The sequence below is a fragment of the Campylobacter sp. 2018MI13 genome (assembly GCF_018501135.1).
GTDB lineage: Bacteria > Campylobacterota > Campylobacteria > Campylobacterales > Campylobacteraceae > Campylobacter_E.
Genome location: NZ_JAHCZC010000252.1, coordinates 1 through 427, shown reverse-complemented (window position 1 = coordinate 427; position 427 = coordinate 1). Strand labels below are relative to the sequence as shown.

Annotated in this window: 1 protein-coding gene; it reads left to right on the top strand. The window is 61.8% G+C overall.

Translation table 11 applies throughout. The features are described from left to right. Positions 1-249: YbhB/YbcL family Raf kinase inhibitor-like protein (locus tag KJQ99_RS09885; RefSeq protein ID WP_214150736.1), on the top strand; the 249-nt coding region annotated here is incomplete at its 5' end. Positions 250-427 lie beyond the last annotated feature (178 nt).

Below are 427 nucleotides of genomic sequence, written 5' to 3'. Positions count from 1 at the left end.
ACCCAGGGGTTCGGCTCAGGCCTGGTGGCCGTACCAGACGGCGTCATTCAGACGCGTACCGATTTCGGTAAAGCGGGCTACGGCGGCGCGGCGCCGCCTAAAGGGGAAACGCACCGCTATATCTTTACGGTTCACGCGCTGGACGTCGAGCGTCTTGACGTTGATGAAGACGCCAGCGGCGCGATGGTCGGCTTTAACGTGCATTTCCATTCGCGCGCCAGCGCCGCGATCACGGCGATCTTCAGGTAAACGCTGGGCCGGATGGCGGCGCAACCGCCGTGCCCTACCAACGGAATGGACAAGCCGAAAAAGCTCCGCGGCACTCGACAGCATTCACATACAGTCCGGACCCAGACGCTGCAACGCGACTTGCGCCAGCAGCGCCGTCGCACACTCAATAACGGGTGAGAAACAACGATCCTGCTTA